This window comes from Streptomyces sp. NPDC001401, assembly GCF_042895385.1.
In the GTDB taxonomy this organism is placed as follows: domain Bacteria; phylum Actinomycetota; class Actinomycetes; order Streptomycetales; family Streptomycetaceae; genus Streptomyces.
The window spans coordinates 232,435-244,210 of the sequence record NZ_JBIAWI010000013.1; the positions used below are offsets into that span (position 1 = coordinate 232,435).

General features: G+C 72.6%; 9 protein-coding genes. 6 read left to right on the forward strand and 3 right to left on the reverse strand.

Going from position 1 to position 11,776, the window contains the following annotated elements:
• The first annotated feature begins 52 nt into the window (after positions 1-52).
• Positions 53-1,453, forward strand: coding sequence for an FAD-binding oxidoreductase (locus tag ACFY10_RS36155; RefSeq protein WP_390669476.1), 1,401 nt, complete (start codon positions 53-55; stop codon positions 1,451-1,453).
• Here the strand turns inward: ACFY10_RS36155 and ACFY10_RS36160 are convergent, their stop codons facing one another.
• A complete protein-coding gene (locus tag ACFY10_RS36160; protein WP_390669477.1) occupies positions 1,454-4,555 on the reverse strand; it encodes a carboxyl transferase domain-containing protein in 3,102 nt (1,033 codons plus the stop codon).
• A gap of 82 nt (positions 4,556-4,637) precedes the next feature.
• Here ACFY10_RS36160 and ACFY10_RS36165 point away from each other — a divergent pair, with 82 nt between their 5' ends.
• The gene (locus ACFY10_RS36165; RefSeq protein ID WP_390669478.1) at positions 4,638-5,270 is read left to right on the forward strand and encodes a TetR family transcriptional regulator; all 633 of its coding nucleotides are present in this window, start codon (positions 4,638-4,640) and stop codon (positions 5,268-5,270) included.
• 7 nt (positions 5,271-5,277) lie between these two features.
• On the forward strand, positions 5,278-6,912 hold the full coding sequence (locus tag ACFY10_RS36170) for an AMP-binding protein (RefSeq protein WP_390669479.1): 1,635 nt from the start codon (positions 5,278-5,280) through the stop codon (positions 6,910-6,912).
• Here the strand turns inward: ACFY10_RS36170 and ACFY10_RS36175 are convergent.
• Together ACFY10_RS36175 and ACFY10_RS36180 are read right to left on the reverse strand one after the other, a co-directional pair.
• Positions 6,860-7,555: an HAD family hydrolase gene (locus ACFY10_RS36175; RefSeq protein ID WP_390669480.1), complete on the reverse strand. Its 696-nt coding sequence runs from the start codon at positions 7,553-7,555 to the stop codon at positions 6,860-6,862. The two genes, ACFY10_RS36170 and ACFY10_RS36175, sit on opposite strands and share 53 nt — an antisense overlap.
• 19 nt (positions 7,556-7,574) lie before the next feature.
• Positions 7,575-8,051: an Lrp/AsnC family transcriptional regulator gene (locus tag ACFY10_RS36180; protein WP_390669481.1), complete on the reverse strand. Its 477-nt coding sequence runs from the start codon at positions 8,049-8,051 to the stop codon at positions 7,575-7,577.
• A gap of 193 nt (positions 8,052-8,244) precedes the next feature.
• Between ACFY10_RS36180 and ACFY10_RS36185 the strand changes: the two genes are divergently transcribed.
• The 3 genes from ACFY10_RS36185 (at position 8,245) to ACFY10_RS36195 (ending at position 11,731) form a co-directional block, all read left to right on the forward strand.
• Positions 8,245-9,720 carry an FUSC family protein gene (locus ACFY10_RS36185; protein ID WP_390669482.1) on the forward strand — a complete coding sequence of 492 codons (1,476 nt, stop codon included), beginning with the start codon at positions 8,245-8,247 and terminating at the stop codon, positions 9,718-9,720.
• Between the two features lie 67 nt (positions 9,721-9,787).
• A complete protein-coding gene (locus ACFY10_RS36190) occupies positions 9,788-10,207 on the forward strand; it encodes a nuclear transport factor 2 family protein (protein WP_390669483.1) in 420 nt (139 codons plus the stop codon).
• Positions 10,208-10,594: 387 nt separating this feature from the next.
• The gene (locus ACFY10_RS36195) at positions 10,595-11,731 is read left to right on the forward strand and encodes a nitric oxide synthase oxygenase (protein ID WP_390669541.1); all 1,137 of its coding nucleotides are present in this window, start codon (positions 10,595-10,597) and stop codon (positions 11,729-11,731) included.
• Positions 11,732-11,776 lie beyond the last annotated feature (45 nt).

Here is an 11,776-nt window from a genome sequence, read left to right on the forward strand (position 1 = left end):
CCGAGTAGAACGTGCAGATCGACCCGACTCCGAAAAAACGGGGGATATCCGTATGTCCAGCACACCCGCCCAGGCGGCACGCAGGGAACTGGCCGACTTCACCGGGGAGTTGATCGGAGCCGAGGACTCCGGCTACGAACAGGCCCGCGCCGTCTACAACGCGATGATCGACCGGCGCCCGGCACTGATCGCACGCTGCACCGACGCGGACGCCGTGGCCCGAGTGATCGGCTTCGCCCGAGCGCACGACCTGCCCCTCGCCGTCCGCGGCGGCGGCCACCACGGAGCCGGACTCGGCACCGCGGACGGCGGCGTGGTGGCCGACCTGTCACCCCTGAAGAACATCCAGGTCGACCCCGTGGCCCGCTCCGTGAGGGTCGGCGGCGGCTGCGTCTGGGGCGAGGTGGACCGCGCCACCAACCCGCACGGCCTCGCCACCCCCAGCGGCATCGTCTCCACCACCGGCGTCGGCGGCCTCGCGCTCGGCGGCGGGCTCGGCCACCTCACCCGCAAGTGCGGCCTGACCATCGACAACCTCCTCGCCGCCGACATCGTCCTGGCCGACGGACAGCAGGTGCGCGCGAGCGCCGACGAGAACACCGACCTGTTCTGGGCGATCCGCGGAGGCGGCGGCAACTTCGGCGTCGTCACCTCCTTCCTGTTCCGGCTGCACGAGGTCGGCACCGTCGTCGGCGGCCCGACCTTCTGGCCCGTCGAGATCAGCGCCGAAGTCCTCAGCGCCTACCGGGACTTCCTGCCGAACGCACCGCGCGACCTCAACGCCTTCTTCCTGCACGGCACCGTCCCACCCGCCCCGCCGTTCCCCGAGGACATCCACCTGCGCAAGACGGCCGGCGTCGTCTGGTGCTACGCGGGCGACGACCCCGAGGCCGCCGCACGCGAGATGGCCCCGCTGCTCGACGCCCTGCCGACGCCGATGCTGCACGCCGTCGGGCCGATGCCCCACCCCGACCTGCAGTCCATGTTCGACGGGCTCTACCCGCCCGGCCACCAGTGGTACTGGCGCGCCGACTTCGTCAACGAGATCCCCGACGAGGCCGTCGAACTGCACGCCAAGTTCGGCGCCGAGGTGCCGACGGTCCAGTCGACCATGCACCTGTACCCGATCGACGGCGCAGCCCACGACGTGGGCCCCGACGACACGCCCTGGGCCTACCGCGGCGCCCAGTGGTCCACCGTCTACGCCGGCGTCGACCCCGACCCCGCCAACGCGGACCTCGTCAAGCGGTGGACCGTCGACTACTTCGAGGCCCTGCACCCGTACTCGGCGGGCGGCGCCTACGTGAACATGATGATGGACGAGGGCCAGGACCGCGTCCGGGCCAGCTACCGCGGCAACTACGACCGCCTGGCCAAGGTCAAGGCCGACCGAGACCCGGACAACGTGTTCCGCCTCAACCAGAACATCCGGCCCGGCCGAGGCCCGATGTGATCACCAGGCGTCGATGAACGGGCGGTGCCCCGGGCGGGGGCCGGGGCACCGCTCCAGCGCCGCAAGAATCCAGGCCCGCGACCCGGCCGGGTCGATCACCGCGTCGATCTCCAGCGCGGCCGCCGCGTTGACCGCCTTCCCGCGCTCGTACAACTCGGCGACCCGCTCCTCGAAGACGCGCGCACGCTCGGCCGGGTCCGCGATCGCCGCCAACTCCCTGCGGTAGCCGAGCCGCACGGCGCCCTCCAGCCCCATCCCGCCGAACTCGCCGCTCGGCCAGGCCGCCGTGGCCAGCGGGGCCCGCGTCGAGCCGCCCATCATGGCCATCGCACCGAGCCCGTACGCCTTGCGCAGCACGAGACTCACCAGCGGCACCCGCAGATTGGCGCCGGTCACGAACAGCCGCGCGAAGTGCCGCACGGTGGCGGTCCGTTCGGCGTCCGGGCCGACCATGAACCCCGGGGTGTCGCACAGCGAGACCACCGGCAGCCCGAACGCGTCGCACAACTGCAGGAACCGCGCCGCCTTGTCGGCCGCGTCCCGGTCGATCGCCCCGCCCAGATGCGCCGGGTTGCTGGCCAGCAGCCCCAGCGGACGCCCCTCGATCCGGACCAGACAGGTCAGCACCCCCACGCCGAACTCCGGCCGCAGCTCCAGCACCGAGCCCGTGTCGGCGAGCCCGGTGACCGCCGCCCGCACGTCGTAGGCCCGCCGCCGGTTCTCCGGCACCACCTGCCGCAGCAGCCGCTGATCCAGCGCCTCCCAACTCCCTTGCTCTGACTGGAAGTACGAGAGATACCGCCGCGCCACCTGCACGGCTTCCGCCTCGTCGGCGACCGCGACGTCCACCACCCCATTGGGCACCTGTACCGACAGCGGCCCCACCTCCTCCGGCCGGTACACCCCCAGCCCGCCGCCCTCGATCATCGCGGGCCCGCCCATCCCGATCGTCGCATCGGGCGTGGCGATCACGACGTCGCAGGAGCCGAGCAGCGCCGCATTGCCCGCGAAACACCGCCCCGAGACGATGCCCACCAGCGGGACCAGCCCGCTCAGCCGCCCCATCCGCTGGAACGTGGTCACGTCAAGACCCGCCACGGACGTGGTGTCCGTGTCCCCGGGCCGCCCGCCGCCGCCCTCCGCGAACAGCACCACGGGCAGCCGCCGCTCCTCGGCGATCTCCAGCATCCGGTCGGTCTTGCGGTGGTTCTGCAGCCCCTGGGTGCCGGCGAGGACCGTGTAGTCGTACGACATCGCCACGCACGGCTCGCCGTTCACGCGCCCGGTGCCGGTGACCATGCCGTCCGCCGGCGTCGACCGGATCAGGTCCTCCAGGGAGCGGCGCCTGCGCTGCGCGGCGATGGCGAGGGCACCGAACTCGGTGAAGCTGCCCGCGTCGCACAGGTCCTCGATGTTCTCGCGGGCCGTACGCCTGCCGAGGGCGTGCCGCCCCGCGACCGCCTGCGGCCGGTTCTCGTCGAGACCGAAGGAGTGCCGGCGCACGACCTCGGCACGGTCCGGGCGCACGGCATCCGGATCGACCGCCTCCGCTGCGGGCCCCTCGCCATGCGCACCGGTGACGTCGTCCAGGGTGGCCAACGGGGAGCCCTCGCCCACCGTTTCGCCCACGCGCGCGTGCAGCAGCCGTACCGTCCCGGAGCCGGGAGCCCGCACCACGTGCTCCATCTTCATCGCTTCCAGCACCAGCAACTGCTGCCCGGCACGCACCGGTTCACCGGGGGAGACGTCGACGGAGACGACGGTGCCGCTGAGCGGCGCGACGACCGCGCCGTCCCCAGCCCCCTCCTCGGGAACGACATGGGCCGGCGCAAGCTCCGCCACCACACCCGTGTGCGCCCAGAACCGCGGCCGGGCCAGCACCTCCCGCAGCAGTGGAATCCCGGTCCGCACCCCCTCCACCCCGAACTCGCCCAACGCCCGCCGCGCCCGCGCACAAGCCGCCTCCGCATCGCCCGCCGGGACGTGCGCGACGACCTTGGCGAGCAACGGGTCGTAGCGGACGCCGACCTCGGCCCCCGCGCGGATGGCGGTGTCGACCCGCACACCGGGCCCGGTCGGCACGTCGAAGCGCGTGATCCGCCCCGCCCCCTCGGCAGTGACCCGCGCCTGCACGGCGAACCCGCGCGGCGCAGCCGGCTGCCCCGACAGCCCGAGCTCGTCCAGCGTGGCCCCGGCCGCCAGGCGCAGCTGCACGGCGACCAGGTCGACCCCCGTCACCTCCTCGGTGACCGTGTGCTCCACCTGAAGCCGCGGATTGGCCTCGATGAACCAGAACTCCTCGCCCCGGAGCATGAATTCGAAGGTGACCAGGCTCGAGCAGCGGGCGGCGCGGGCCATCCGCAGCGCGGCGTCGAGTATCCGCTCCCTGGTGTCCTCGGGGAGTCCGGGGGCGGGCGCGATCTCGATCACCTTCTGGTGGCGGCGCTGCGCACTGCAGTCCCGGTCCCACAGATGCGTGACCGCGCCGGTCGCGTCCCCGACGACCTGCACCTCGATGTGCCGGGCGCCCTCCAGCAGCCGTTCCGCATACAACTCGCCCCGTCGGAAGCCCTGTTGGGCCTCGGAGACGCACCGCTCCCAGGCCTCGTCCAGCTCCTCGGCCCGCCGCACGACCCGCATCCCGCGCCCGCCGCCACCGCCGACCGCCTTGATCATCACGGGCCCGGCAGCGAGCAGCTCGCGCGCCCCGTCCCGGCCGTCGGCCCCGGCGAGCACGGGCACCCCCGCCTCGACGGCGAACTCACGGGCACGCGCCTTGTCCCCGAAGACCGCCAGCACCTCGGGCGTGGGCCCGACGAAGGTGACCCCGGCCTCGGCGCAGCGGCGCGCGAAGTCCGCGTTCTCGCTCAGAAAGCCGTACCCCGGGTGGAGGAAGTCGCATCCGGCGGTGCGCGCGGCGGCGAGCAGTGCGCCGCCGTCGAGATAGTCGCCCAACGGCACGGCCTCGTCGGCCTGCCGGGCGTGCGCGTCGTCCCCTTCGACGTACACCGCGACCGAGCGCAGCCCGGCCTCCGACGCGGCCCGCAGGACGCGTACGGCGATCTCCCCGCGGTTGGCGACGAGCACGGCGGCAGTACCCATGGGAGCCCTCCAGGACACGGACCTCATCGACCGGCCCCGCCATGCTCATTGACATTGACGTCAACGTCAATACGCTCCCCGTGTGGCACGCACACACAAGGCCTGGGCGGTCCGCACCGCCCGTGACCGCACCGAGGCCCCGGCCCGCGCCCGGCTGCTGGACGCCGCCGAGGCCGTCTTCGCGCGGCTCGGACTCGGCCCCGCCACCGTCGCCGACATCACCACGGAAGCCGAGGTCTCCCGGGCCGGCTTCTACGTGTACTTCGCCTCCAAGGAGGAGATCTTCCGCGTCCTGGCGGTACGCGTACGGGACGCGTTCCTCGCCGCGCAGGAGGTGCCGGGCATCGACACGGACGACCCGCACGCCGTGGCGGAGGCGTCCATCGGCGCCTTCATCGCCGCCTACGCCCGGCACCGGCCGCTGCTGGGCCTGTTGGAGCAGCAGGCCCGCACCGACCCCGACATGGCGCAGCTGTGGGACGAGATCCGCGAACGGCCCGTCCATCGCCACGCCCGCTACATCCGCCGCCTCATCGACCGGGGCCTGGCCGCCCCGGTCGCCGAACCGCTCACCCTGGCCCGCGCGGTGGGCGGCATGTGCGTCGAGTTCGCCCGCCGTATCGCCGCGCACCCCGACGCGTACGACGACGCCGTTCGCGACGTCACCGCCATGTATCTGCACCTGCTCGGAGCCGCACGAACACGTCAGGAGTAGCCGCACCATGACGCCAACGCCACGCACCGACGAATACCTCGCCGACCTGCGCGCCCGCTGGGCGAAGTCGCGGCGGGGCAGGCAGCCGGACACCGTCACGCACCGCGCGGGTGAGCGGACGGTGCCGGGGTACGTACGGCACTGGGCGCGGGAGGCACCCGACCGGCCCGCGTTCGTCGCCCACGGGCAGACGCTCACCTACCGCGAACTCGACGATGCCACCGACCGGTTGGCCGGCTGGCTCGAGAGCCGGGGCGTGCGCCCGGGTGACCGCGTGGCCGTCCAGCTGCCCAACAGCGTGTTCTTCGCCGTCGCGTTCCTCGCGATCCTGCGGCTCGGAGCGGTCCACGCGCCGGTGAACCCGATGTTCAAGGCGGCGGAGATACGGCACGAGATCGACGACTCCGGAGCCGAACTGGTGCTGTCCTTCGAGCCGTTGCGGGACGTGCTTGCCGAAGCGCTCGACGGCACGGGCGCACGCGCGGTCGTGCTGGAGGACGAGTGGCCCGCCATCATGGAGCACCCGCCCCTGGCCGCGCCGGCCGAGGACCTGGACGCGCTCGCCGCCCTCAACTACACGGGCGGCACGACCGGGCTGCCCAAGGGCGTCGAGCACACCCAGCGCCACATGGTCTACACGGCCACCGCCATCCAGAACGGCATGCCCGGCGCCGAGGACGGCATCGTCTGCCTGTGCTACCTGCCCGTGTTCTGGATCGCGGGCGAGAACCTCGGCCTCCTCGCCCCGCTGGTCTCCGGCGGCACGAGTGTGCTGCTCACCCGCTGGGATCCGGCCGCAGTGCTCGACGCGGTCCAGACACACCGGGTCACCACCCTGGCCGGAACCGTCGAGAACTACCTCGAACTCCTCGACCACCCGGACCTCCCGCGCCGCGACCTCAGCAGCCTCACCGCCCCGCTCGCCATCTCCTTCATCCGCAAACTCACCCCCGAGGTGCGCGCACGCTGGCGGCAGGCCACCGGCGGCATCCTGCGCGAGGCCTCGTACGGCATGACCGAGACCCACACCAGCGACACCAACACCCACGGTTTCCAGGACGGCGACCACGACCTGCTCGGCGACCCCGTGTTCTGCGGACTGCCCGTGCCCGGCACCGAGTTCATGGTCGTCGACTTCACGACCGGCGAGCCGCTGCCGCTGGGCGAACCGGGTGAGATCGTCGTCCGTGGCCCCTCGGTCCTCACCCGCTACTGGCGCGCACCCGAGGCCACCGCCCGCGCGCTGCGCGACGGCTGGCTGCACACCGGCGACATCGGCAGCCTCGACGAGGACGGCTGTCTGCGCTACCTCGGCCGGAACAAGGACATGATCAAGGTGAAGGGGATGAGCGTGTTCCCGACCGAGGTCGAGACCCTGCTCGGACGGCACCCCGAGGTGCTCGCGGCAGCCGTCGTCGCCGTCGCGGACGAGCACAGCGGACAACTGCCGTACGCCTTCGTACGGACCGTGCCGGGTTCGGCGCTGACCGCCGACGAACTGCGCACATGGGCGAAGGGGGCGATGGCGACGTACAAGGTGCCGCTGGTCGAGATCGTGCCCGAACTGCCCCTCACCCCGACCGGAAAGATCAGGAAGACCGAGCTGAGCGCACGAGCCAGTCGAACGCGCCCCGCGCCGTGAACTCAGCCTGACCGCCGCGCAGCAGCAGGTCCGCGGTGGCGAACTCCGGTGCGTCGGCCTGTGCGGCGACGTACGGGATCGCGATGCAGCGCATGCCGGCGGCGTGCGCTGCGGCGGCGCCCGGGGCGGCGTCCTCCAGGACCACGCAGTCGGCCGGGGCCGCCCCCAGGCGCAGGGCCGCCTCCAGGAAGACGTCCGGGGCCGGCTTGCCGCGGGGGACCTCGTCGGCCGAGACGACGGTGCCCAGGTACGCGTCAAGACCGGTGCCGGCCAGGATCGCCTCGATCGCTTCCGACGACGACCCCGAGGCCACGGCCATCGGCACGCCCTCGGTCGCGAGCAGCTCCACGAACTTGCGCATCTGCGGGTACGCGCGCGTGGCGGCGCGGGCCAGCTCCAGATAGCGGCGGTTGGTGTCGGCGAGGAGCTCGGCGACGGGGGCCGCGAGGCCGTACTCCTGCTTCAACAGGACGGCCGTCTCCAGGGTGCTGACACCGACGTACCGCTCGTGCTCCGCCCATGTGAAGTCCGGGACACCGTACTCGGCCAGGGTCTGCCGGCCCGCTTCGTAGTAGTTCGGCTCGCTGTCCACCAGCGTTCCGTCGAGATCGAAGATGACCGAGGTGTTGCCGAACTTGCTCATGCCCTCAGCATCGCAAAGGTCATGTGCGGGCCGCGCGTCCGATCGACTCGACCAGGGGCAGCAGCCGCTGCGGGACGCGCTCGCGCAGCGCCACCTCCGTGCGGGTACGGACCACGCCCGGCAGGCTGATCAGCTTCTGGATCACGTCCTCCAGATGGGCGTTGTCGCGCGCCACGACCCGGGTCAGCAGATCGCCGCCGCCCGTGATCGAGAAGGCCTCGACGATCTCCGGTACGGCGGCCAGCGCGTCGCCCACGTCGTCCAGATGCCCCTGGGTGACCTCGATGTGGACGAACGCGAGCACCGGGTGGCCGAGCGCGGCGGGGGAGAGCGTCGGGCCGGTGCCGGTGATCACTCCGTCCCGCTCCAGCCGGTCCAGGCGGGCCTGCAGGGTGCCCCGGGCGACACCGAGGATCCGGGCGTACTCGCGCACGCTGGTGCGGGGCTGCTCCATCAGCAGCCGCAGGATACGGGTGTCGAGCTCGTCGACGGCCATGGTGCCCGGCCTCCTCGTGCGTGGTCCGTTGGCTCGCTCATGGCCGCCGACAGACCGATATGTCTGTGCCAATGGTCCAGTATATTGGAGCGCACTTGAGCCAGCTGACGTCTTGATGCTGCAATGTTCCCGTCGATGGCGCTGCGGACCCCGCGGCGCCTTTTTCATGCCGGTGTGCGAGGGGTGGGAAGCAGTGCTGCAGAGGGTGTTCGTGGCTCCGGATCCGGGCCGGATCCGGCTGCGTTTCGCCGCGCGGGCCGTCGTCGGCATCGGGCTCGCGGTCGTCGTCTGCGGTCTGGCCGGACTCTCCCTCGTCGGCGCCGTCACCGGCGGGCTGGCCGCGCTGCTCGCCCTGTTCACCGTCACGGACGCCACGGTCCGCGGGCAGGCCGTCACCACCGCGCTGCTGCCCGCGGTCGGGCTGCCGGTGCTCGCCGCCGCAGCCGAACTGCACGACCACCCCGTGGCGCGCGACCTCGCCTTTCTCGCGGTCATCGGCGCAGGCGTGTACGCGCGCCGCTGGGGGCCGCGCGGGCACAGCCTCGGCGTGTTCGCGTTCATGACCTTCTTCGTGGCGCAGTTCCTGCACGCGACCACGGACCGGCTGCCCGAGCTGTACGCGGCCGTCCTGCTGTCCGTGCTCACCGCATCCGCGGTCCGCTTCGGCCTGTGGTGCTACGAGGCCCATCTGCCCCCGGCGCCCGTGCCCGCCCCGCCCGCCGGCACCGGCCTGGCCCGCGTCACCACACGCCAGGCCGTCCAGGCCACCGCGGGGGCGGGCTTCGCCCTCGTCGTGGGCCAGCTGGTGTCGGGGCAGCGCTGGTACTGGGCCGTCGGCGCCACCTGGTGGATCTTCGTCAACACCGCCTCGCGCGGCGAGACCCTGGTCCGCGGCTTCCGCCGGGTCCTGGGCACGGTGATCGGCATCGCCCTGGGAGTGCTGATCGCCGTCCCGGTGAACGGAGCGGCCGCCCCCACCGCCGTACTCCTCGCCGTCTGCGTCTTCGGCATCTTCTACACGGCCGCGGTGTCGTACACCTGGATGATGCTCTGGGTCACTCTTCTCGCCGAACTCCTCTACGGCCTGCTGGGCGTGCTGAACCCGGGTCTGCTCGCCCTGCGCCTCGCGGAGACCGGCGTCGGCGCACTCGGCGCCGTACTCGCCGTGCTCTTGGTCCTGCCCGTCACCACCCACACCATCACTGACGCCTGGATCCAGCGCGCCCTGCGCTGCGTCCACGCGTGCACGGCAGAGGCCGCCGCGCGTCTCGCGGGCTCCACGGCCGCCGACCCGGCGCGACGGATCGCGGAACTGGAGCAACTGCTCGGCCGTGTACGGCTGTCCGTCGCGCCCCTAGTGCACCCGCTCAATCCGATGCTCGGCCGCAAACGACGCGCCCGCCGGGTGCTGGCCCTCCTGGACGACTGCGCCCGCGAGACCCGCGGCCTGGTCGCCGTCGCCGCCGACCCGGAGGCCTCCCACGACGCTCGGCTGGCAGCCGCCTGCTGGCGCGTGGAGGCGGCGGTCGAGGCACTCACGGGCGGCAACCGCGACCACGTCACGGCCGCCCCGGAATCACCGGCCACGGAACCCGCCCTGGCCCACGTACACGGCCTGGAACGGGCCCTCGCGGAACTGGCCGCACCGCTGCGGACACCCCCTGGTTAGGCTGGTCGCAGACCGCTCGGCTCAGCCACGGTCGACGCGGCACCGGGAAAGCAAAAGAGGTGGCGTCATGGCACAGGCACCTGACAGCCAGGCCGGCCCGGACACAGTCCGCCAGTACGACGAGGTGCGCGGGGTCGTGCAGCTCTTCCTCGACGGCGAGGCGAAGGGCGACACCGCGAAGCTCAAGGAGGCCTCGCACCCGGACGCCCGGATGTTCGGCTCGGTCGCGGGCACCCGCTACGACATGCCCATCGCGGAGTTCATCGAACTGGCCGCAAAGGAACCGGGCGACACGGGCAGCCATCGGGCGCGCATCCTCTCGGTACAGCAGACGGGAGACGCGGCCGCGGCCGTGGTGGCCGAGGAGGGCTACTGGGGGTCGCTCTCCTTCATCGACTACTTCCAGCTCGCGCGTATCGGGGGGACGTGGAAGGTGGTCAGCAAGCTGTTCGCCCACACTTTCGGGGACGTGCCCCCATCGACGTAGCCCAAGCCCTCGGCTCCGCCCCGAGGCACTTTTATCGGCCACCTAGAGGGTGGATCAGGCCACACGATGGGTAATCCCGCCGCTATCGGACGCCCGACCCCCGCGGGCCGTGCGGGAGCGGCCCGCGGGCGAGCCGCCTGGGGGTGCACCATGCGGAACTTCCCACGTAGCAACGGACATGGGAAACCTGTGGCCGAGGACGCCGGAGGCTGCCCGCCGCCCCGGGCGGACGATCCCGGCGGGTGGCTGGAGAGGGTCGAGGCCGATGGTTGTCCAGGGGCCCGAGGGGCACGTTCCGCAGTCGCCCAAGTGACCGGACTTCAGGGGCGGGTGCTCACCGGCGGCCCGCCCGTCCCCGTTCGGCGCGATCCGCCGCCGTACGAACTCCTGCGCGCCGCCGCCGAGTTCCTCACCCTGCACCACACCGAGGAACGGCTCGGCGACCCCGCCCGCCGCATCGCCGCCGCGCACGCCGAGATCGCGGCCACCGGCACGTACCGCCACACCACCCAGGAACTCGTCTTCGGCGCCCGGGTGGCCTGGCGCAACGCCAACCGGTGCATAGGGCGCCTGTACTGGCGCTCCCTGCGCGTGCGCGACCTGCGGGACGTGCGCGGCGCGGACGCCGTGGCCGAAGCGTCCGCCGACCATCTGCGGGAGGCCACCCGCGACGGCCGGATCCGCGCTCTCATCTCGGTCTTCGCGCCCGACGAACCCGGCCGCCCCGGACCGCGCATCTGGAACGAACAGCTCGTCCGCTACGCCGGCTACGCCCGCCCCGACGGCAGGGTCACCGGCGACCCGCGCAACACCGGCATCACCGCCCTCGCCCTCCGCCTGGGCTGGCCCGGCGGTCCCGGCACCCCCTTCGACGTCCTGCCGCTGATCGTCCAGGGCGCCGGTGAGGACCGGCCCGACTGGTTCGACGTACCGGAAGACGCCGTACTCGAGGTCGACCTCACTCATCCCGAATACACGTGGTGGCAGACGCTCGGACTGCGCTGGCACGCGGTGCCCGCGCTCGCCAACATGTGCCTGGAGATCGGCGGGATCTGCTATCCGGCGGCCCCGTTCAACGGCTGGTACATGGGCACCGAGATCGGCGCCCGCAACCTCGCCGACGCCGACCGCTACGACCTCCTGCCGCACATCGCAGGCCGCCTCGGCCTCGACACCCGCACCGACCGCACCCTCTGGAAGGACCGCGCACTCGTCGAGCTGAACCGCTCGGTGCTGCACTCCTTCGACCGCGCGGGCGTCACCGTCACCGACCACCACACCGAGTCCCGGCGCTTCATCGACCACCTCGGCCGCGAGGAGCGCAAGGGCCGCCGGGTGGGCGCCGACTGGTCCTGGATCGTGCCGCCGATCTCGGGCAGCACCACACCCGTCTTCCATCGCACCTACGACACCGTGGAGTGCCGCCCCGGCTACGTCCACCACCCCGAGGCCCTCGCCCGGGCGCGCGGCGAGACAGGGGCCGCGTCCATTGCGGCCCGGTCAAATCCCCCGCGTATGGTCTAGACCGCTGGTGATCGACTGCTAACGTCGCCCCGACGGCACAGGACC

Excerpts from the sequence above, each read along its gene's own strand:
- ACFY10_RS36155 (WP_390669476.1), top strand. The coding sequence starts at position 53 with ATGTCCAGCACACCCGCCCAGGCGGCACGCAGGGAACTGGCCGACTTC.
- ACFY10_RS36160 (WP_390669477.1), bottom strand. The coding sequence starts at position 4,555 with ATGGGTACTGCCGCCGTGCTCGTCGCCAACCGCGGGGAGATCGCCGTA.
- ACFY10_RS36170 (WP_390669479.1), top strand. The coding sequence starts at position 5,278 with ATGACGCCAACGCCACGCACCGACGAATACCTCGCCGACCTGCGCGCC.
- ACFY10_RS36175 (WP_390669480.1), bottom strand. The coding sequence starts at position 7,555 with ATGAGCAAGTTCGGCAACACCTCGGTCATCTTCGATCTCGACGGAACG.
- ACFY10_RS36190 (WP_390669483.1), top strand. The coding sequence starts at position 9,788 with ATGGCACAGGCACCTGACAGCCAGGCCGGCCCGGACACAGTCCGCCAG.
- ACFY10_RS36180 (WP_390669481.1), bottom strand. The coding sequence starts at position 8,051 with ATGGCCGTCGACGAGCTCGACACCCGTATCCTGCGGCTGCTGATGGAG.